This window comes from Pseudomonas sp. AC239 (assembly GCF_979258545.1).
Genome location: NZ_OZ409864.1, coordinates 5,292,110 through 5,311,467, shown reverse-complemented (window position 1 = coordinate 5,311,467; position 19,358 = coordinate 5,292,110). Strand labels below are relative to the sequence as shown.

Annotated in this window: 17 protein-coding genes; 13 read left to right on the top strand and 4 right to left on the bottom strand. The window is 57.4% G+C overall.

Annotated features, from left to right (window positions below; translation table 11 throughout):
* Nucleotides 1–214: 214 nt before the first annotated feature.
* The 4 genes from ACZ0AZ_RS24030 to ACZ0AZ_RS24015 all read left to right on the top strand — a co-directional run bounded on the left by ACZ0AZ_RS24030 (nucleotide 215) and on the right by ACZ0AZ_RS24015 (nucleotide 4,748).
* Nucleotides 215–1,549: an ATP-binding protein gene (locus ACZ0AZ_RS24030; RefSeq protein ID WP_463538321.1), complete on the top strand. Its 1,335-nt coding sequence runs from the start codon at nucleotides 215–217 to the stop codon at nucleotides 1,547–1,549.
* Complete coding sequence (locus tag ACZ0AZ_RS24025) at nucleotides 1,549–2,505, top strand: O-methyltransferase (RefSeq protein ID WP_463538320.1); 957 nt, start codon at nucleotides 1,549–1,551, stop codon at nucleotides 2,503–2,505. Before ACZ0AZ_RS24030 ends, ACZ0AZ_RS24025 begins: the two co-directional genes overlap by 1 nt.
* Before the next feature lie 57 nt (nucleotides 2,506–2,562).
* Nucleotides 2,563–3,753 carry a DNA cytosine methyltransferase gene (locus tag ACZ0AZ_RS24020; protein WP_463538319.1) on the top strand — a complete coding sequence of 397 codons (1,191 nt, stop codon included), beginning with the start codon at nucleotides 2,563–2,565 and terminating at the stop codon, nucleotides 3,751–3,753.
* A gap of 635 nt (nucleotides 3,754–4,388) precedes the next feature.
* Entirely contained in the window at nucleotides 4,389–4,748 is a 360-nt protein-coding gene (locus tag ACZ0AZ_RS24015) for a DUF6124 family protein (protein ID WP_463538318.1), read from the top strand.
* Nucleotides 4,749–4,905: 157 nt separating this feature from the next.
* Here the strand turns inward: ACZ0AZ_RS24015 and ACZ0AZ_RS24010 are convergent, their stop codons facing one another.
* Genes ACZ0AZ_RS24010 through ACZ0AZ_RS24000 form a run of 3 tightly spaced genes read right to left on the bottom strand, consistent with a single transcriptional unit; the run spans nucleotide 4,906 to nucleotide 6,398 of the window.
* Nucleotides 4,906–5,295: a hypothetical protein gene (locus tag ACZ0AZ_RS24010; protein ID WP_463538317.1), complete on the bottom strand. Its 390-nt coding sequence runs from the start codon at nucleotides 5,293–5,295 to the stop codon at nucleotides 4,906–4,908.
* Nucleotides 5,292–5,897 (bottom strand): lysozyme family protein, encoded by a 606-nt coding sequence (locus tag ACZ0AZ_RS24005; protein WP_463538316.1) that lies wholly within the window; start codon nucleotides 5,895–5,897, stop codon nucleotides 5,292–5,294. The genes ACZ0AZ_RS24010 and ACZ0AZ_RS24005 overlap by 4 nt, the downstream gene beginning before the upstream one ends.
* A gap of 3 nt (nucleotides 5,898–5,900) precedes the next feature.
* Nucleotides 5,901–6,398, bottom strand: coding sequence for a PAAR domain-containing protein (locus tag ACZ0AZ_RS24000; protein ID WP_463538315.1), 498 nt, complete (start codon nucleotides 6,396–6,398; stop codon nucleotides 5,901–5,903).
* 674 nt (nucleotides 6,399–7,072) lie between these two features.
* Here ACZ0AZ_RS24000 and ACZ0AZ_RS23995 point away from each other — a divergent pair.
* On the top strand, nucleotides 7,073–7,432 hold the full coding sequence (locus tag ACZ0AZ_RS23995) for a DUF6124 family protein (RefSeq protein WP_016774969.1): 360 nt from the start codon (nucleotides 7,073–7,075) through the stop codon (nucleotides 7,430–7,432).
* 139 nt (nucleotides 7,433–7,571) lie between these two features.
* Here ACZ0AZ_RS23995 and gspI read toward each other — a convergent pair whose 3' ends face one another.
* Nucleotides 7,572–7,946, bottom strand: a complete 375-nt coding sequence (gene gspI, locus ACZ0AZ_RS23990; RefSeq protein ID WP_463538314.1) for a type II secretion system minor pseudopilin GspI — start codon at nucleotides 7,944–7,946, stop codon at nucleotides 7,572–7,574.
* Between the two features lie 147 nt (nucleotides 7,947–8,093).
* Here gspI and gspG point away from each other — a divergent pair, with 147 nt between their 5' ends.
* The 8 genes from gspG (at nucleotide 8,094) to ACZ0AZ_RS23950 (ending at nucleotide 19,283) form a co-directional block, all read left to right on the top strand.
* Nucleotides 8,094–8,552, top strand: coding sequence for a type II secretion system major pseudopilin GspG (gene gspG, locus ACZ0AZ_RS23985; protein ID WP_056789534.1), 459 nt, complete (start codon nucleotides 8,094–8,096; stop codon nucleotides 8,550–8,552).
* A 47-nt stretch (nucleotides 8,553–8,599) separates the two neighbouring features.
* Nucleotides 8,600–9,520 (top strand): type II secretion system minor pseudopilin GspK, encoded by a 921-nt coding sequence (gene gspK, locus ACZ0AZ_RS23980; RefSeq protein WP_258710070.1) that lies wholly within the window; start codon nucleotides 8,600–8,602, stop codon nucleotides 9,518–9,520.
* Nucleotides 9,517–10,638, top strand: coding sequence for a type II secretion system protein GspL (gspL, locus tag ACZ0AZ_RS23975; RefSeq protein WP_463538313.1), 1,122 nt, complete (start codon nucleotides 9,517–9,519; stop codon nucleotides 10,636–10,638). The genes gspK and gspL overlap by 4 nt, the downstream gene beginning before the upstream one ends.
* On the top strand, nucleotides 10,631–11,179 hold the full coding sequence (gspM, locus tag ACZ0AZ_RS23970; RefSeq protein WP_129999470.1) for a type II secretion system protein GspM: 549 nt from the start codon (nucleotides 10,631–10,633) through the stop codon (nucleotides 11,177–11,179). The genes gspL and gspM overlap by 8 nt, the downstream gene beginning before the upstream one ends.
* Nucleotides 11,176–13,557, top strand: coding sequence for a type II secretion system secretin GspD (gene gspD / locus ACZ0AZ_RS23965; RefSeq protein WP_463538312.1), 2,382 nt, complete (start codon nucleotides 11,176–11,178; stop codon nucleotides 13,555–13,557). Before gspM ends, gspD begins: the two co-directional genes overlap by 4 nt.
* Nucleotides 13,558–15,124: 1,567 nt before the next feature.
* Nucleotides 15,125–16,531: a type II secretion system ATPase GspE gene (gene gspE, locus ACZ0AZ_RS23960; RefSeq protein ID WP_463538311.1), complete on the top strand. Its 1,407-nt coding sequence runs from the start codon at nucleotides 15,125–15,127 to the stop codon at nucleotides 16,529–16,531.
* Nucleotides 16,531–17,742: a type II secretion system inner membrane protein GspF gene (gene gspF / locus ACZ0AZ_RS23955; protein WP_041480124.1), complete on the top strand. Its 1,212-nt coding sequence runs from the start codon at nucleotides 16,531–16,533 to the stop codon at nucleotides 17,740–17,742. The genes gspE and gspF overlap by 1 nt, the downstream gene beginning before the upstream one ends.
* Before the next feature lie 437 nt (nucleotides 17,743–18,179).
* Nucleotides 18,180–19,283 (top strand): substrate-binding domain-containing protein, encoded by a 1,104-nt coding sequence (locus ACZ0AZ_RS23950; protein ID WP_463538310.1) that lies wholly within the window; start codon nucleotides 18,180–18,182, stop codon nucleotides 19,281–19,283.
* Nucleotides 19,284–19,358: the final 75 nt, after the last annotated feature.

Below are 19,358 nucleotides of genomic sequence, written 5' to 3'. Positions count from 1 at the left end.
CATCCAGACCGCAGAGCAGGATTCGCTTCGATGGAACCCAATTCTGTTGCGAATCCACCAATCTGAATCCCACCGCCATCCATCTTTAGGCCGCTGAAAGGATGGAAAGGACACATTTCACTCTGGCATTATGCAATCATGGATGCACAGTAAATGAATGTGTACGCATACACGTTCTAAAAAATACACAAAGTCATGCAGAGGGAGTTACTTAATGGCACAGTGGACGGCTAAGGCGGATCCTACTAAAGATTTCTTCATAGATATGATTACTCGGGATATTGGGCTCGATGAATGTATATTTGATCTCCTGGATAACGGCATAGATGGCGCGTCTCGCCATGCACAGCAGCACAATCGCGATAACTTAGCTGGATATTTTGTTGATATTCTTTTAAGTGAGTCTACTTTTGAGATTAAGGACAATTGCGGTGGGATGTCTTTAGCAGATGCCCGAGAATATGCATTCCATTTCGGACGAAAAGCGGATGCTCCAAAAGATGCTGAAAACTCTATTGGCCTTTATGGCATCGGAATGAAGCGTGCAATATTTAAAATCGGCAAACAAATAAAAATTAAAAGTGCTACTGCTGATGCACCTCACGAAGCATTCGAGGTTAATATCGATGTGGCGGCATGGGCAGCAAAAAGCGAATGGGAATTCCAATTAGACCAGATTGATCCCCAAGGATTTGTCGGGACTGAAATATTTGTAACTGAGTTACGGAAAGCCACGTCATCGGATTTCTCGGATCAAATCTTTGTCAATAGACTTCGAAAGGATATTGGAAAATACTATTCATTTTTCTTGCAGTATGGCTTTGAAATAAAAGTTAATGGCGTACCAGTTAAGCAACACGTGTATGGAGTGCGTGATGGAGATGAAATTTCCCCCTACGTACATGAATACGTTGACGCTGAGGCTGGCGTAAAAGTTCGTATTGTGTCAGGAGTTGCTGGTACACCGCCTGAAGACTCTGGTGATCCCACTACTCTCAGCAAGGACACAGAAAGTTGGGGGTGGTATGTGATTTGTAACGACAGGGTAGTGTTGGCTGGCGATAAAACTGAAAAAACTATTTGGGGTGATGATTTTCCGGCGTGGCACCCGCAATACAATGGTTTTGTGGGTTTAGTATTTTTCAGTTCTGACAAGCCTGGCGAGCTTCCTTGGACAACTACGAAAAGGCAGATCGACGAAACACTACCGGTGTTTCGGCGCGCAACATCATTCATGCGCGATGCAACTCGAAAATATTTAGATTACACAAATACTCGAAAAGCGAATTTGGATCAAGCCAAGTCATTAGAGACAAGTGCTGCGATAAAGCCGATTGCCGAAATAAGAATAAGTTCTGCTGCCCCAGCGCCCATGAAGTTGCCTGTATTCGATACTGCGCCAAAGATCAAAATGGGGACCGTGTCCTATCAGCAGCCACTAACCGTTTTAAGCAAAGTAGCCCAGTCTTTTGGGAACAGTCAAATGAGTTTCAAGCAAATTGGCCAGAAGACATTTGAGTACTATGTCGAGAACGAGGTTAGTGAGTAATGGCCTCATTCGAATCGATAAACTACTCACTCCGGCCGAACAAGTGTGTAGAGAGAAAGATAATATTTGAGACGCTGGCTGGACTCTCAAGTAGTTTTGATTTTTCAACCTATCAATATCTAGGCATGGGATCGATGTGGTTTGTTGATTTCGTCTTGGCGCACAAGAATTTAGGAATTGATGAGTTAGTTTCTTTTGAGTTGGCAGAATATTCGCCAAGAGCAATATTTAATCGGCCATATAAAAATATCACCGTCTTTCCAGGCCCCGTTGCGGAAGGTATAGAAGTAATCGACTGGACTAAACCGTCGATTGTATGGCTAGATTATGACTGCGGTCCCGAGAACTCGGCGGTCTTTGACGACAGTGCCACAGTAGCATCGAAAATTTCTCCAGGGTCTATACTGATGGTCACCGCAAATGCCCATATGGGAAGAATCCCCAATAAGGACGCCGATGGGAATGACTTAAATAGGCATGAAGGGCTTGAGCTTCTGTTAGGAGATGCCGCACCAAGCGCAGAAGAGTTTAAGCACATTAACATAAAGAACTATCATAATGTGCTAGCAACTTGTCTAACGCGGCAAATTGAGCGTGCTCATCGGCGCTCGGGGCGCGGCGGAAACTTTGTCTCATTCTTGAACTATTACTATAAAGATAATGCGCCGATGATCACTGTAGGAGGTATGTTTGTCGATGACGAGTCAGATGCGAAGCTTAAAGAAAACAGGTGCTTTTTAAACTCCGAATACATTGGGCCCGCACTCTATCCTATTCAGGTTCCGCCGTTAACTCATCGTGAAAGAATATCTTTAGATGCATTGTTGCCTTCCACCGAAAAGTTGAATGAGAGTGAGGTCTTGAATAGGCTAGGTTTTAAGCTGGATCAGGGGCAGCTGGATGACTATGCGAAATTTTACAAGCTATATCCTTCGTATGGGGAAGTTGTATTGTGAATGCCTCTTCATTTTTTTTGAATAATGCTATATAATTCGCCGCTTTAACATATGCGGGTGAGTAACTTGAGCAGGCCAACCTTCGTTGATTTATTTAGTGGGTGCGGAGGATTTGGCCTAGGAGCTGAGCTAGCAGGGTTCAGGAATATTGCCTCAGTAGATATTGATTCTGACTTGCAGTATTCATACAAGCTAAATTTCCCCAATGCTAAAGTTCATTTAGCCGATATTTCTAGCTTGGACTCAAAGTTTTGGCTCTCCACAATAGGCGATACTCGTCCAGATTTGGTGATCGGCGGCCCTCCATGCCAAGGCTTCAGTCGCATCGGTTTGCGAAGGCCGGAAGACCCGAGAAACAATTTAATAACGCACTTTTTTCGTCAAGTTCTACTTCTCCAACCTAAACTATTCGTAATGGAAAATGTCGAGGGTATACTTGATTCTCAAAATAAACCTGTTCTCGATGAGGCGTTGAGGTTAGTCGATGGCGCTTACAATATCCTTGGTCCATTCAAAATCAACGCTCTAGACTGCGGCGCAGCTACATCAAGAAAAAGAGTCATCGTCATTGGTTGCCGCAATGAAATGTCTCTTCTATCAATTCAAGAGCGACTATTTAGTCCATCGGTGCGTGCTGTAACTGTCGCTGAGGCTATAGGTGATTTACCATCTCCATCGATTTCTGCATCAGCAAAAAGTAATGATTATGATTGGTGGCTTTACTCTAGTGGAATGCCGATCAGCAATTATGCAAAAGAACTGAAGAGTATTCACACAAGTGTTGGTGCAAAGTTCGCTACGAAAATGTTGAAGGCGGGATTGGTCACGGGGATAATGAGAACTAAGCATACCGATTTAGTGCTTTCACGCTTTGCTAATACCCCTCCGGGATCTGTTGAGAAGGTCAGCCGTTACCCTAGATTGTCCTGGGAAGGGCATTGTCCAACATTAAGAGCGGGCACTGGTAGCGACAAGGGAAGCTTCCAGGCGATGAGACCTATTCACCCTCAAGAGCCTCGAGTCATAACAGTCAGAGAGGCTGCTAGATTGCAGGGGTTTCCTGACTGGTTTGTATTTCATCCGACTATATGGCATTCATTTAGAATGATCGGTAATAGCGTATCGCCTATCATGTCAGAATACGTGCTAAGGCTTGTAAAGGAAGTGTTTGATTTGCAGGTTACGGCAATATCAAAAAAATCGGTGGTTGTTAAAACTGCGGGCGTTGGTATTTCAAGTCTTGTATAAAACGGTTTCGCAACTGGCTTTGAACTACTACCGATCAGGATTCTAGGAAGCATCGATAGATTGCCGCTCGCACCTAGTGCGTGGCGTTTTGCCCTCCTGATGAAAATTTATGTCATAAATAATCGCCAGTCCCCTTGTCATGCTGAGTAAACGCTTTTGGATATGCGGTGGATTGCGAACGCCCGCCTTTGGCCGAAAGCAGCCGTTTTCACGCGTAAGGTAGGCTCAACAGGCCGATGTGGGCCGAATCTGCCCGCCCAACGTGGCGCAATTGCGCCTCATAAACACAAATGTTTAAAAAGACATCTCCAGTCACGCTCTCAGGCTACACATCCTTGCGCCTTTGCCTACAGCTACGCCAGAATCCGCCGGCTTGTGCGCCTTGGAGGCGGGTTCTATTGTGGTGCGGTCGCTGACGAATCAGCGATCGGATTTGACCGTCCGCCCAATATCAAGGCGCGCCAGCGTTCTGCACCTGTTCAGGCATTGTCTGAATCTCTGTTGCGGTGGCTGTGCGTGGGACACCTTCGGGTGTGCCGGATTCCTTGATGTCCGGTCGGTCAACCCGCGTACAGCTGCCACCCTCTTTGTTTGACCGCGAACGGTGGCGGCTCCAGTCATCAAGGAGCTTCACCATGATCAAACCAACACCCAATCCACCCGTTACCGATCCCACGTCTCCCTACGAATCCCTCGACTCCAACAAGCTCCACGAAGCCGCTGACCGCGCGCTCGATCATTACCTGTCGCCAAACAATCTCCTACCTCCGCCGCGCAAGGCGCGTGGGATGTATGCGGTGACGGCGGATACCAAGAATGAAGAACTGCTGGCTGATGCGAGTGAAACGCTTGCTTCGGCGAAGACGATTGCTCAGGACATTTCCAGTTTGTTGCCGGCGCCGCAGCGTCGGGCGTTGTTGGGGGTTGCGCAGTTGATCATGCTGGGGGAGCTGGCGGTGAATCGGGCGCTAGATAATTTGGAGTTGCCGGGTTGATGTGGAGTAGGGATGGCAGCGATGGCAGATGCGCTGTTTGTGCTGCCTGATAATCCGCTATCGCCAGCAGGCTGGCTCCCACAGGGTTTTGTGTTGATCAGGGACGTTGTGTTCGTCGCTGAAACCTGTGGGAGCGGGTCGGTTTAGTTTTACGTGATTATTGAGTCGCTTCAGGACATTCACCGGTCCATCGCGTCACCGTCATGGCGTTGAACTGCTCACCGATGGTATCGACCCGCAGGCAAGCGCCTTTCTTCGAGTAGTACAAGATGCAGCGCGAGCTATCAAACGAGCAGGTGTCCAGTTCGAAGTAATTGCGTGTAGCCAGCTCCTTCTCCACGCCACTGTATTCATAACCGTCGGTGGTGTGCATTCGCGTTGGTTTCCATCCTTGTTTGACCAGTTTGGACTTAGCCGCAGCTAAACGCTCTCCCACGACTATGCTTGCTGGCCCGGGCTTGTCGTTTGACGCCTGTGAGTCATCGGCAAACGTTGCGCTGATACCCATGCAATAAAGTGCCACCAATACGAGGGTTGAAGCCTTCATTTGGTTGTTCCTCCAGCGGCTTTGTAGCTGGACAAAAACTCCGGATACTCGACGTAATGTTGCGGGGGGTAGTGATTCTTTTTGCCGGGACCTTCGGGAAGTGCCGCCCACCTTGTTGCTGCTTTCGGCATCGCGCCAGGAATGTCGCCGGCCTTGATCTTGTCGATCACACCCAGAGTGCGCAGCATGTCGACCGCGATAAGGTCTTGCGTATGAGGCGTAAAATCGGTCAACCCCATCTTTCCGCCATACTCGCGCCAAGTGGCAATGGTTATTTGATACAAGCCAGATGCCGTTGTGGATCCGCCGAAGCCGGCGCCCGGATGGGTTGATTCATCAGTGAACGTCCATTTCCCGGTCTGAAAGCCCTTTGCCCAGCCGTATCCATATTTCGCGTGGTAGTCACCGCCTTCGGCTTTGGCAATGGCAGCCAAAAAGGCCTTCACGTTCTTATCCTTCAAATACTCTTCATTCTCCGCCCGTCTTATCTGTTTTTTAGCGTCCAGCGCTACAGTTTTTGGGGTGGTGTCTTTGACGGCCGTCACTTCTCGCGTGGCGACGGGAGACATCTTTCTGCCACCTTTGCTAATCACTTCAGCCATGCCTTAATCCTCAAGAAACAGCTTGATGGTTTCAGGCAGGTGCGAATTCACTATGTGTGTGTATCCCATCGGATCACTTACGCCGTGTTCCATGCTGCCGTCAGCGCGTTGAATGGCGTATTCAAAATTGGCTAACGGTTTTCCAGACTCTTGGTCAACCAGTCTGAACTTGTCACTAAAGTGCACCGGCATTGGCAGCAGACCGCTGAAGGGCGCTGATACGACGGTGTCGCCAATAATGACGGTGCCGGATCCGCCGATAACCACGTTGCCGTGGCCGCCGGTACTGTCTTTAGTCGCAGCGTTCAGCCCATTGATGAATACCGTAGCGCTGACGGCGCCCGTGATTGGGCTACCGCACGCGGATTTATCTGTCATTCGAGCGGCAGCAAGGCCATCGAAATTCACATTGGGCGAACCGCTGACAATAGGGTTTGTGCCATGCCCAGGCAGCGGGCAACTGGTTGGGTCTGTGACTCGCGCAGCGGGTTTGCCACTCATTAATAATTCCTTTTCAAAGTTTCAGTTTTCCTTGGCCTGAATGGAGTCGATAAGGGGGCGATGGATATCGGCTGCCGAAATAGTGCGATGGTGTCCAGCGTGTACTCGAGAAGAATGGGCATATCCTTAGAGGGGTGCATAAAGTTTTACTGTCCATGTAAATGTGCTGCGCGCAGCATGCCCGAGGCAGGCGATGCGCTCAATATCTACTTACAAATTATTAGTTGACTGTTTGGCGTCATAAAGGCCGGGCGAGCTAAGGTAATCCCTGGCAACGGGTGACGGATCGTTTTTAGAAATCGGAGCGCGATAGGACGTGTTGAACACCAACGTTTAAAAAGACATCTCCAGTCACGCTCCCAGGCTACATATCCTTGCGCCTTTGCCTACAGCTACGCCAGAATCCGCCGGCTTGTGCGCCTAGGGGGCGGGTTCTATTGTGGTGCGGTCGCTGACGAATCAGCGATCGGATTTGACCGTCCGCCCAATATCAAGGCGCGCCAGCGTTCTGCACCTGTTCAGGCATTGTCTGAAATTCTGTTGCGGTGGCTGTGCGTGGGACACCTTCGGGTGTGCCGGATTCCTTGATGTCCGGTCGGTCAACCCGCGTACAGCTGCCACCCTGTTTGTTTGACCGCGAACGGTGGCGGCTCCAGTCATCAAGGAGCTTCACCATGATCAAACCCACACCCAACCCACCCGAAACCGATCCCACGTCTCCCTACGAATCCCTAGATTCCAACAAGCTCCACGAAGCCGCCGACCGCGCGCTCGATCATTACCTGTCTCCAAACAATCTCCTGCCGCCGCCGCGCAAGGCGCGTGGGATGTATGCGGTGACGGCGGATACCAAGAATGAAGAACTGCTGGCTGATGCGAGTGAAACGCTTGCTTCGGCGAAGACGATTGCTCAAGACATTTCCAGTTTGTTGCCGGCGCCGCAGCGGCGGGCGTTGCTGGGGGTTGCTCAACTGATCATGCTGGGGGAGCTGGCGGTGAATCGGGTGATGGATAATTTGGAGGTGGCGGGGTGATGTGCGGGGCGCCAGCGGGTTGATTTGTTGTTTGGGCTGGCGCCTTCGCGAGCAGGCTCGCTCCCACAGGGGGATTTGTGTTTGTTACGGGAGGAAGATCAAAAGATCGTCCGATCGCGGCCCGTGCCTTCGGCAGCTCCTACGGTGGGCGGGTCAGTAGGGTTTCCAGTTTTGCGAGTGGCGGCGCATCCTGGTTGCGGTCAAATACTTGGATTCCAACCTTGAGCAGCCGGCCATTCTCTGCGCCGGCGATCACCTGTTCGCAGCGCAACATAAGCCGCCCTTGATCACATTCAACAACCTTCACCCCATTCGGCAACCGGCCTTCCAGCCGTAGCTCAGCCATCCGGCTCTGCGCGGCAATCAGCGCGATCGATCGATCCCGCAACAGCCCATTACTCTGCGTCATCAATCCCGCGACGCGTACGGCGGCTGACATGGCGACGGCAATAATCGCCAGTGACACCAGCACTTCAATCAGGGTGAATCCTTCCTCTCGCGTTCGCGCGCGCATACATGGCCCAAAATCAAAACCCAGCCCTCGACGCTAACCCCCGTCCTTGACGGCTTGACGACGGAAACACCCGAGGATTTTCAACATCCCTGACATATCTTCTTGCAACACTGCGCGTCGAATTCGGATCAAGCCAGGAATGTCGAGATGGATATCGCACCTTTGAAAACGCTCAGTCAGTCGCCGCGCATGCCACGTGGGCAGCAGGGTTTTACCTTGATCGAGATCATGGTGGTGGTGGTGATTCTGGGGATTCTGGCGGCGATGGTGGTGCCCAAGGTGCTCGACCGGCCGGATCAGGCGCGGGCGACGGCGGCGAAGCAGGATATTGGTGGGTTGATGCAGGCGTTGAAGTTGTATCGCCTCGATCACGGCACGTATCCGAGCATGAATCAGGGGCTGAAGGTGTTGGTCGAGCGGCCGGCGGATGCGAAGAACAGCAACTGGCGTTCGTACCTGGAGCGGTTGCCGAATGACCCGTGGGGCCGGCCTTATCAGTACCTCAACCCGGGCGCGAATGGCGAGGTCGATATCTTTTCCCTCGGCGCCGATGGCCAGCCTGACGGCGATGGCGTGAATGCCGATATCGGTTCCTGGCAGTTGTAAGGCCGGCCGTGAACACAGGTTCGCTCAACGGGGCGAAGCAACGGGGCATGGCGATTATCAGCGCGTTGTTGATTGCCGCGGTGGTGGCGGTGATTGCGGCGGGGATGTTGACGCGTCAGAGCGTGGCGACCCGGGCGCTGGAGGCCGATCAGCAGCGGGTGCAGGGACGGTGGGTCGCGCAGGGTGGTCTGGAGATCAGCCGGCAGTTGCTGTGGGATGCGCGCCTGCGTGATCCGTTGACCCGGCGTGATCAGCCTTGGGCGCAGCCGTTGCTGGCGGCGGGTTTTGCCGGGCGGCTGGAGGACGAGCAGGGCAAGTTCAACCTGCGCAATCTGGTCGCCAATGAGCGCATTGATGAGGCGCAGGTGCAGGCGTTCGAGCGTTTGTGCGAGCTGATTGGTGTAAGCGCCGTTGTCGGGCAGCGCATTCGTCAGCGGGTGATTGCCGGGTATCCGCATCTCCTGAATGCGCAGATTGGCGCGACGGGCAAAGCAGGTTTCGACAGCGGCCGCGCGACTTCGCCGGATGCCGATCACAAACCGCCACCGCCGAAGGTGCCGATGCTGCGCACACTCGATGACTTGCGCAGCGTCGAAGGCGTGACCGATGCGCTGATCGGCCAACTGGCGCCGTACGTGACGGTGATTCCGGCGACGACGTGGATTAACGGCAACACCGCGACGGCGCAGGTGCTGGCGGCGTATGTGCCGGGGCTTTCGCTGGAGCGGGCGACGGCGTTGATTGCCGAGCGTGACGCCGGACGCTGGTTTATCAATCGTGGCGATTTTGTGAACCGCTTGCGCATGCCGCAGTTGGAAGTGAGCAGCGTCAAGGTCGGCATCACCAGTGACTGGTTTCGTTTGCGCGGTGAAGCGCGGCGTGATCAGCGCCGGGTCAGCCTCGACGCTTTGCTGCACCGCAGCGAGGATCGGCTGCCGCAGGTGATCTGGTCGCGGGTGGGCGCATGAGCCAGTTGCGCGTCGCGTTGCCGCCGCTGGCGGAGCTGGAGTTGCACAGCGAAGTGAACTGCGTTTGGCTGGATCGTCAGGGGCAGGTCAGTCGTGAGGAACGGCTCACTTTGAGTCAGTTGGGGCAACGGCCGAAGCAACTACCGCTGCTGTGTTTTCTGCATCCGGCCGACAGCCTGCTCGCCAGCATTGATCTACCGCCACTGCCCGCGAACAAAACGGCGGCCGCTGTGCAGTGTGCGGCGCAGGCGTTGATGCTCGGCGACAGCAGCCAGATGCATATCGGCCACAGCCCTCGCGATGCGAGCGGGGAGGTGCAAATCGCCTGGGTGGCGCGGCAGCATTTGCAGCGTCTGGCTGCGGTGCTCAAGCAGGCAGGGTTGAGTCTGCGCGGCTTGTATCCGGCGCCGTATAGCCTGCCAGTGGCGCCCGGTGTTGTCGCTTGTGTGGCGGACGGGCATTTGCTCCGGCGCGAGAGTTTGAACAGTGCGCAGGTTGAGCCGTTGCTCGGTGACGAAGTTGATGAGGCATCGTTCGCAGCTGACGCGACACAACGCTGGATCGGACCATTGCCCGGTTGGGGTTTGCACGGTGGTCTGCAGCAAACCGGCGGCGAGCAGCGCGGTTGGGGTCGTGCTTTCGGGTGTGTGGCTTTGGCCGTGGCCGTTTGGGTGGTCGGCCTGAATCTGTACGCCGCTCGCGAAGCGCGGCAGGGCCAGCAGCTCAAGGCGCAGATGAGTCAGCGGGTGAAGCAGGCGTTTCCTGAACTGCCGGTGATTCTCAACCCGCTGCAACAGGCGCGTCAGCAACTGGAGCAACGGCAAAAAGGCGCGGTCGATGACCCGGCGCAGAACTTCAATCGGCTGGTGTTGCAGGCCGGCACGGGCATGCCGTTCATGGCTGGCAGTGTCGAGCGCCTGACTTACCGCGACGGTGCGTTGCAACTGGCCTTGCTCAGCGATGCAAACCGTGGCGGCAACGACAAGGACTGGCAAAGCACCTTGGCCCAGGCCGGCATCAGCGTCACTGCCGATGACGCAGGCTGGACGCTGCGCCCGAGCGATGAATCCAGCGCCAACACCAACGAAGACGACGACAGCGGAGCAGACGATGAGTAGGGCGACGCTGGCGATCTATCGTGCGCGTTGGCAGCGCTTCAGCAGTCAGTTGCACGCGCGCTGGCAGCCGTTGGCGCTGCGTGAGAAACGCATGGTCGCCGGCATGGCCGTGGTGCTTGTCGGTCTGCTGATCTGGCTGACGCTGGTCAAGCCGCCGCTGGCCAAAATCACTTTTTGGCAGAACGAAACGCCCAAGTTGCGCGCGCAAACCGAGGCGCTGGAAGTGCTGTTGCGCAGCGTCAATGTGCGGCCGCAGGGGCAAAGCGTTGGCCAGTCGCTGGAGCAAAGTCTGCAAGCGGCGGGGCTGGCCGGGCATTACCAATTACAAGCGGCAGACGGCGGCGCGTGGCAGTTGAATGTCGACGCCGCGCCGGCCGATGCGCTGCTCGACTGGCTGCTCAGCCAGCCGTCACAACTTTCTCTGCAGGTGGTCGAGGCGCAGTTGCAGCGCGCAAGCGAAACCTCGACCGATGTCACCGCCGGCACATTGTCAGGCACCGTTCGCATGGATCAGGCGCAGGGCGCTAAGGAAGCTTCATGAAGGAGTCACGCTGCAAATCGGCACGTCTGGCGCTGCCGTTGTTGCTGATGGCATTGAGCGCGTGCAACAGCACCACGACGCCGCAGAATCAGCCGCCGCTGTTGGTCGACAGCGAACTCGGCCGGCCGCTGGCCAACACCCAGCGCAGCGGCGATGCGGTGGCCGATCGCGAACGGGCGCAGGCTCAGGCGCGGCCGGTGCCCAAGCAGTTGCACAACATCAGTCAGCGCGGGCGCGGTGGTGCTGCGGCGACGAGCAACTCGGTCGCGCGCAATCCGTTGGGCGAGCAACCGGTGACGCTGAACTTCGTCGAGGCGGATATTCAGGCGGTGGTGCGTGCGCTGTCGCGTGCTACCGGGCAGCAGTTTCTCGTTGATCCTCGGGTCAAGGGCAATCTGACCTTGGTCTCGGAAGGCCAGGTGCCGGCCCGGCAGGCTTACGACATGCTGCTCGCGGCGTTGCGCATGCAAGGCTTCAGCGTGGTCGATGTCGGCGGTGTGGCGCAGGTGGTTCCCGAGGCCGACGCGAAACTGCTCGGCGGGCCGATCTACAGCGCTGACAAACCGGCCGGCAACGGCATGCTCACCCGCACGTTTCGTCTGCAATACGAGAACGCTGTCAACCTGATCCCGGTGCTGCGCCCGATCGTTTCGCCGAACAATCCGATCAATGCTTATCCGGGCAACAACACCGTGGTGATCACCGATTACGCCGAGAACCTCACCCGCGTCGCGCAGTTGATCGAGAGCATCGACACGCCGAGCGCGATCGACACCGATGTGGTGCAGATCCAGAACGGCATCGCTGCCGATATCGCGCCGATGGTGGCCGACTTGCTCGACGCGCCGGGCAATGATCCGACGCAGAAAATCGCGGTGATCGGAGACCCGCGCTCCAACACCATCATCATCCGCGCCGGCAGCCCCGAGCGTACCGAGTTGGCGCGCAACCTGATCTACAAACTCGACAACGCGCAGAGCAATCCAAGCAATCTGCACGTGGTTTATCTGCGCAACGCCCAAGCGGCGAAACTCGCGCAGGCGTTGCGCGGTTTGCTCACCGGCGAGAGTGACAGCGGCAGCAGCGACGCGGCGCGGTCGGTGCTCAGCGCAATGGGTAGCAGCACCGGCGGCAATGCCGGGCAGAACGGTCAGAGCAGCACACCGGGCACCGGCACTTCAACGACGACTGGCAGCGGCGCAACCGGCGGCAGTTATGCTCAGGGCAGTGGCGGCGGGGCCAGCAATGGCGGTACGCAGAGCAGTGAACAGAACGTTGCTTTCAGCGCTGGCGGGGTGACGATTCAGGCTGATGCCACCACCAACACGCTGCTGATTTCCGCACCGGAGCCGCTGTATCGCAACTTGCGTGAGGTCATCGATCTGCTCGATCAGCGCCGTGCGCAAGTAGTGATCGAAAGCCTGATCGTCGAGGTCGGCGAGGACGATGCCAGCGAGTTCGGTGTGCAATGGCAGACCGGTAATCTCGGCGGCAAAGGCGTGATCGGTGGCGCCAATCTGGGCGGAGCGGGTCTCAACACGGGGGCCAGGAACAGCATCGACGTACTGCCGCAGGGTTTGAACCTCGGCTACGTCAACGGCACGGTCGACATCCCCGGCATCGGCAAGATCCTCGACCTGAAAGTGCTGGCCCGGGCGCTGAAGAGCAAGGGCGGCACCAATGTGCTGTCGACGCCAAACCTGCTGACCCTGGACAACGAAGCGGCGAGCATTTTTGTCGGCCAGACCATCCCGTTTGTCAGCGGCAGCTACGTCACCGGCGGCGGGGGCACCAGCAACAACCCGTTCCAGACCGTGACCCGCGAAGAGGTCGGTCTCAAGCTCAACGTGCGTCCGCAGATTTCCGAGGGCGGCACGGTGAAGCTGGATATCTATCAGGAAGTCAGCAGCATCGACGAGCGCGCGTCCAACAGCGTGACCTCGGCGGGCATCGTCACCAATAAGCGGGCGATCGACACCAGCATTCTGCTCGATGACGGCCAGATCATGGTCCTCGGTGGTTTGCTGCAGGACGGTTACAGCCAGAGCAATGATGCGGTGCCGTGGCTGGGCAGCCTGCCGGGGATCGGCGCGCTGTTTCGCAACGAACGCCGGGCGATCACCAAGACCAACCTGATGGTGTTCCTGCGCCCGTACATCATCCGCGACAGCGAAGCAGGGCGCAGCATCACCCTCAACCGCTACGACTTCATGCGCCGCGCCCAGGGCGGCTTGCAGCCGGAACGCAGCTGGGCGATGCCCGACATGCAGGCGCCGCAATTGCCAAGCGCCGCGCAAGGCGTGCCAGCGCCGGGGCCGACATCAGGCCCACGGGCCACGATCAAAGCCGTACCGATTGAAGGGAGCACCCGGTTTTGACTGGAATGATGACTGTGGCGAGGGGATTCATCCCCGCTCGGCTGCGCAGCAGTCGTAAACCGGGCACAAGGGATTTGCCTGTAGAAACCGGTTCTCAGGTTTTGGGTCTGCTGCGCAGCCCAACGGGGATAAATCCCCTCGCCACAGAGGTTTCCATTGCTACAGGGGATCCCATTGCCACATGAGATCTCAGTGCCACAGGGCATCCCATTGCCACGGTACCGATTGAAGGGAGCACCCGGTTTTGACTGAGATGATGACTGTGGTGAGGGGATTTATCCCCGCTCGGCTGCGCAGCAGTCGTAAACCGGGCACAAGGGATTTGCCTGTAGAAACCGGTTCTCAAGGTTTGGGTCTGCTTCGCAGCCCAACGGGGATAAATCCCCTCGCCACAGAGGTTCCCATTGCTACAGGGCATCCCATTGCCACGGTACCGATTGAAGGGAGCACCCGGTTTTGACTGAGATTATGACTGTGGCGAGGGGATTCATCCCCGCTCGGCTGCGCAGCAGTCGTAAAACCGGTACACGCGATTTGCCTGTAGAAACCGGTTCTCAGGTTTTGGGTCTGCTTCGCAGCCCAACGGGGATAAATCCCCTCGCCACAGGGGATCTCATTGCCACAAGGGATCGCACTGCCCCAGAGGATCCCATTGCCACGGCACCGATTGAAGGGAGCACCTGTTTTTGACTGAGATGATGACTGTGGTGAGGGGATTCATCCCCGCTCGGCTGCGCAGCAGTCGTAAAACCGGTACACGCGATTTGCCTGGAGAAATCGATTCTCAAGGTTTGGGTCTGCTGCGCAGCCCAACGGGGATAAATCCCCTCGCCACAGAGGTTCCCATTGCTACAGGGGATCCCATTGCCACGGTACCGATTGAAGGGAGCACCCGGTTTTGACTGGAATGATGACTGTGGCGAGGGGATTCATCCCCGCTCGGCTGCGCAGCAGTCGTAAAACCGGTACACGCGATTTGCCTGTAGAAACCGGTTCTCAAGGTTTGGGTCTGCTTCGCAGCCCAACGGGGATAAATCCCCTCGCCACAGAGGTTCCCATTGCTACAGGGGATCCCATTGCCACATGAGATCTCATTGCCACAGGGCATCCCATTGCCACGGTACCGATTGAAAGGAGCACCCGGTTTTGACTGAGATGATGACTGTGGTGAGGGGATTTATCCCCGCTCGGCTGCGCAGCAGTCGTAAACCGGGCACACGCGATTTGCCTGTAGAAACCGGTTCTCAAGGTTTGGGTCTGCTTCGCAGCCCAACGGGGATAAATCCCCTCGCCACAGGGGATCCCATTGCTACAGGGCATCCCTTTGCCACGGTACCGATTGAAGGGAGCACCCGGTTTTGACTGGAATGATGACTGTGGCGAGGGGATTTATCCCCGCTCGGCTGCGCAGCAGTCGTAAAACCGGTACACGGGATTTGCCTGTAGAAACCGGTTCTCAGGTTTTGGGTCTGCTTCGCAGCCCAACGGGGATAAATCCCCTCGCCACAGGGGATCCCATTGCCATACGGGATGCTGTTGCCACAGTGGATTGTGAGGAGGGTAGGCGATGAGTGCATTGCCTTACGCCTGGGCCAAGGCGCAGCGCATTCTTTTGCGCGATGGCGTGTTGACGGTGTGCCCGTCAACACCTGGCTGGTCGATCAGCGAGGTGCGTCGGCAGTTCGGTGCGACGCAGGTGGAGCGGGTGCGTGATGACGAGCTCGACGGTTTGCTCGCCAGCGCTTACGCCGACACCGGCAGTGCGGCAGCGGTGGTTGGCGCCGCTGAGAACGAGGTCGATCTCGATCGGCTGATGCAGGACATGCCGGAAATCACCGACCTGCTCGACACCCAGGACGGCGCGCCGGTGATACGCATGATCAACGCCTTGCTCACTCAGGCCGCGCGCGATGAGGCCAGCGACATTCATATCGAACCGTTCGAAACCCATTCGGTGGTGCGCTACCGCGTCGACGGCACCCTGCGTGATGTCGTCTCGCCGCGCAAGGCGTTGCACGGCGCGCTGGTGTCGCGGATCAAGATCATGGCCCAGCTCGACATCGCCGAAAAACGCCTGCCCCAGGACGGTCGCATCGCTTTGCGCGTAGCGGGGCGGCCGATCGATATTCGTGTTTCAACGGTGCCCACCGGCCACGGCGAACGGGTGGTGATGCGCCTGCTCGACAAACAGGCCGGGCGCCTGCATCTGGAAACCTTGGGCATGGATGCGCAGGTGCTGGCCAAGCTCGACCACCTGATCCGCCAGCCCCACGGCATCGTTCTGGTCACCGGGCCGACCGGCAGCGGCAAAACAACCAGCCTCTACGCGGCGCTGGCGCGGCTGGATGCGAGCACCAGCAACATCCTCACCGTGGAAGATCCGGTGGAATACGATTTGCCGGGGATCAGCCAGATTCAGGTCAACGCCAAGATCGACATGACCTTTGCCCTCGCGCTGCGGGCGATTCTGCGGCAGGACCCGGACATCATCATGATCGGCGAGATCCGCGATCTCGAGACCGCACAAATCGCCGTGCAGGCCTCGCTCACCGGGCACTTGGTGCTGGCGACGCTGCACACCAATGACGCGGTGTCGGCTGTCAATCGCCTGATCGATATGGGCGTTGAGCCATTCTTGCTCGCGTCATCGATGCTCGGCGTCCTTGCGCAACGTCTGGTGCGGCGCCTGTGCAATCAGTGCAAACAAGAGGACCCGGCCACGCCCGGTACTTGGCGCCCGCTCGGTTGCGCGGCGTGCAATCACACCGGTTACAGCGGCCGCACCGGCATCCACGAATTGTTCTGCATCGACGACGACATCCGCACGCTGATTCACCAAGGGGCAGGGGAGCAGGCCCTGCGCGCCTCAGCGGCCAAAGCCGGAATGTTCAGTCTGCGTGAGGACGGCGAACGCTGGATTCGCAGCGGTGCCACCGCGCCGGAAGAAATCCTTCGCGTGACACGGGACGCCTGATGAATCGCTATCGCTTTGAAGCGGCGGATGCCACCGGGAAAATCGAGTCCGGGCACCTTGAGGCGGACAGCCAGAGCGCGGCGTTCAGTGCCTTGCGCGGACGTGGATTGACGGCGCTGTCGGTGCACGAGGAAAGCAACGTCGCCCGACACGGTGGCGGCGGTTTGTTCAGCGCCAGACTCTCCGACAACGACCTCGCCTGGGCCACGCGGCAACTGGCGAGCCTGCTCGGTGCCAGCCTGCCATTGGAAGCAGCGCTGAGCGCGACGGTCGAGCAGGCCGAAAAAAAGCACATCGCCCAGACCCTCAGCGCCGTGCGCGCCGATGTGCGCAGCGGCATGCGTCTGGCGGAATCGCTGGCGTCGCGGCCACGGGATTTTCCCGAGATTTACCGCGCGCTGATTGCCGCTGGCGAGGAGTCCGGAGATCTCGCCCAGGTGATGGAACGGTTGGCCGATTACATCGAAGAACGCAACAACCTGCGCGGCAAGATTCTTACTGCGTTCATCTATCCGGGCGTGGTCGGGCTGGTGTCGATCGGCATTGTGATTTTCCTGCTCAGCTACGTGGTGCCGCAGGTGGTCAGTGCGTTCTCTCAAGCGCGGCAGGATTTGCCGGGGCTGACCCTGGCGATGCTCACCGCCAGTGATTTCATTCGCGCGTGGGGCTGGTTGTGTGCGGCGCTCATGGCCGGGGCGTTCTGGAGCTGGCGTTTGTATTTGCGCAATCCGGCGGCGCGCTTGAGCTGGCATCACCGGGTGCTGAAGTTGCCGCTGTTCGGGCGTTTTATCTTGGGTTTGAACACCGCGCGATTTGCGTCCACGCTGGCGATCCTCGGCGGCGCCGGGGTGCCGTTGTTGCGTGCGCTGGAAGCGGCGCGGCAGACGCTGTCCAACGACCGCTTGAGCCTGAGCGTCAGCGAGGCCACGGCGAAGGTGCGCGAAGGCGTCAACCTCGCCGCCGCGCTGCGGGTGGAGAATGTCTTCCCGCCGGTGCTGATTCACTTGATCGCCAGCGGCGAGAAAACCGGCTCGCTACCGCCGATGCTCGAGCGTGCGGCACAGACGCTATCGCGGGACATTGAACGGCGAGCGATGGGCATGACCGCGTTGCTGGAGCCGCTGATGATTGTGGTGATGGGCGGGGTGGTGCTGGTGATTGTGATGGCGGTGTTGTTGCCGATTATTGAGATCAACCAGTTGGTGCAGTAGCCCGGTTTGATGTTGGCCGGGCCGGCCTCTTCGCGAGCAGGCTCGCTCCCACAGAAGAACGCATTTCAACTGTGGGAGCGAGCCTGCTCGCGAAAGCGCCAGTCCCGACAACACAAAACTCAAATATTTTGCATCGGCCTGACCCTCACCCGAGTCCCGATCCCATCATCCTCGGGTTCTCCATTCTGTCATCTGCAACCACCCGCCAACGGCTCCAGCCCGATTCAGCCAAACCCGCGATCCAGACGTGCCGCAACCCACCGCAAACACCCGAGAAATCTGCGCAAAAATCCCCGCGCAGCTCCCGAGGTTTTTTCCTTTATCTGTCACCGGAAGCTGCGAATTTCTCCCTGCGGCTCCACTGCGGTGGACCCTCCCGGTGTCATGCAAGCCTTCCGAAACCTGTGTTCCAAACCAAGTTGAAAAGGAGATTCTTCATGTTCAAGCGCACTCTGATCGCCGCCTCACTGACCGTCGCCGCTCTGGCTTCCGCCCAGGCCATGGCCGTAACCGGTGGTGGCGCCTCGCTGCCTGCCGCGCTGTACAAAGGTTCTGCCAACAGCATCCTGCCTGCCAACTTCAGCTACGCCGTGACCGGTAGCGGCGTCGGCAAAAGTGCTTTCCTGACCAACAACGCTGCCCAGTTCAGCACCACCGGTACTGTGCACTTCGCCGCTAGCGACTCGATCCTCAGCGCTGCGGAACTGAGCACCTACACCACCAACTTCGGTGCTTCGTACGGCCCGTTGATCCAGCTGCCATCGGTGGCCACTTCGGTTGCCATTCCGTACAAAAAAACCGGTCAGACCGCGCTTAACCTGACCAGCGCTCAATTGTGCGATGCGCTGTCGGGCACCGCCACCACTTGGGGCACTCTGCTGGGGACCGCCGACAGCACGCCGATCCGTGTGGTTTACCGCAGCGTGTCCAGTGGCACCACTGAAATCCTCAGTCGCCACCTGAACGCCGTTTGCCCAGGCAAATTCGCCGTCAACTCCACCTTCACCAACGCTCGTCTGCCGGCCGGTTCCGCGCTGCCATCGACTTGGGTCGGCGTAGCCAACACCGCTGATGTAGCCACTGCGGTGAACGCCGTGGACGGTTCGATCGGCTATGTGGGTCCGGACGGCGTGAACGCCACCAGCAACGCTGTGGTTGCCCGCGTCAATGGCGTCCAGCCAACCAACGCTAACGTGACGCTGGCGCTGAGCACTGCACCGGTGCCAAGCGCACCTGCCAACCCGGCTGGCTGGGCCCCGGTCGTGCCTAACCCGGCAAGCGGTTACCCGATTGTGGCTTACACCAACTTCATCTTCGGCCAGTGCTACAAAGATGCAGCCGTGGCCACCGCCGTGCGCAACTTCCTGACCACCCACTACAGCAACCCGGGCAACAACGTCGCCACCGTCGCCCACAGCTTCACGCCGGTTCCCAACAACTGGAAAACCGCTGTGACCGCCAACTTCATCACCAACACCTCGGGCAACAACCTGGACATCAACAACGCCAACGCCTGCAACGGCATTGGTCGTCCTTTGTAAGCCTTGTCTCAACTGCAATGAAACGGCAGCAGCCTTCGGGCTGCTGTTTTTTTTTGCCGATTTACTCCTCGATCA